The sequence below is a fragment of the Kitasatospora sp. NPDC056076 genome (assembly GCF_042266305.1).
Taxonomy (GTDB): Bacteria; Actinomycetota; Actinomycetes; order Streptomycetales; family Streptomycetaceae; genus Kitasatospora.
In genome coordinates, this window is the sequence record NZ_JBHJWG010000141.1 from 1 (window position 1) to 1,087 (window position 1,087).

At 78.5% G+C, this 1,087-nt stretch carries 1 protein-coding gene; it reads right to left on the reverse strand.

Features of this window, described 5'->3' with window-relative positions:
- A partial coding sequence (locus ACFC1T_RS38470; RefSeq protein WP_375897478.1) for a condensation domain-containing protein occupies nucleotides 1–1,087 on the reverse strand: 1,087 nt, incomplete at both ends.

Below are 1,087 nucleotides of genomic sequence, written 5' to 3' on the forward strand. Positions count from 1 at the left end.
GGTGAGCCCGGCCCGGCGGGCCGTGTCGGCGAGCCGTCCGGAGACCTCCTCGGACAGGCCCGCGCGGTGGCTCTGCGCCGAGCGGGCCCGGTGGGCCTCGCGCCGGGCCCGGTCGACGGGCAGCGGGGTGGCGCCGGCGAAGCCCGCCAGCACGCCGCGCCAGTGGGCCCGGGCGGCGGCGGCGTCCTGGGCGGCCAGCCAGCGCACGTAGTCGCCGAAGGGGCGGCGCACCGCGGGGGCGGGGGTGGTGCCGGTGGTGACGGCGGCGTACTCCTCGAAGACCTCGGTGAGCACCTGGGCGAGGCTCCAGCCGTCCAGGATCAGGTGGTGGGAGGTCCAGAGCAGCTGCAGCCGGGCCTCCGGCAGCCGGACCAGGGTGAGCCTGGTCAGCGGGGCGGTGGCGATGTCCAGGCCCAGGGCGAGGTCCTCGGCGCGCAGCCGCTCCAGGCGTTCGGCGCGCTGCGCCGGGTCCAGGGCCCGCAGGTCGTGCACCGTGACGGGCAGCCGGACGCCGCGGCGCACCAGCTGGAGCGGGGCGGGGACGCCCTCCCAGACCACCGAGGTGCGCAGGGCGGGCGTGCGGTCGGTGACCCGCTGCCAGGCCAGGGCGAAGGCCTGCGGGTCGGTGACGCCCTCCAGCAGCAGGGCGGCCTGGTCGAGGTAGACGTCGTCGGGGCCGCCGACCAGGCGGTGGAAGAGCATGCCCTCCTGGAGCGGGGTGAGCGGCAGCAGGTCCTCGACGTCCCGGCCGTCGCCGACGGTCCGGTCCAGGGCGGCCTGGTCCAGCCCGGCGAGCGGGAAGTCGGAGGGGGTGCGGCCGCCCGCGCCGGGGCGGGCGCAGTGCTCGACGACGGCGGTCAGCGCGGCCGCGGTGGCGTCGGCGAGGGCGCGGACGGTGGCGCTCGCGTGCACCTGGTCGCTGTAGTGCCAGGTGAGTTCCAGCTCGCCGTCGGCGACCACGGCGGAGACGTCCAGCAGGTGGTCCAGCGGCTCGCCGGGGGCGAGCTCCCGGCCGGGCGCCGGGCCGGCCGGGGCGAAGTCGCCGCCGGCGGGCGCGGTCCACTGGCCGTGGTAGTTGAAGCAGACC